At 38.8% G+C, this 263-nt stretch carries 1 pseudogene; it reads right to left on the reverse strand.

The features are described from left to right. A pseudogene (locus ELQ05_RS08160) lies at positions 1-263 on the reverse strand (MmgE/PrpD family protein); the annotation flags it as partial.

Genomic DNA, 263 nt, shown 5'->3' on the forward strand with positions numbered 1-263 from the left:
CTTTTGTATAGCGATCATCCACTTCTACTTGCATCTTAGCTCTTAAAGCATCGATTCTTTCATCGCTTGCAACACTATCTTCATAATCATCTGCATTCAAACGCCCAAATATAAGTGGCACAGCAACCATGTATTGGATACAATGATCCCTATCGGCAGGGTTTGCAAGCTCGCCTACTTTGTTAATGATGCGATGTCCTGATTCTTGAGTTGTGATAATGATTTTTTCTATTTGCTCTAAACGATCTTTTACCTCATCATGT

Origin of the sequence: Campylobacter sp. US53, assembly GCF_004378995.1 — a bacterium.
Lineage (GTDB): Bacteria > Campylobacterota > Campylobacteria > Campylobacterales > Campylobacteraceae > Campylobacter_D > Campylobacter_D jejuni.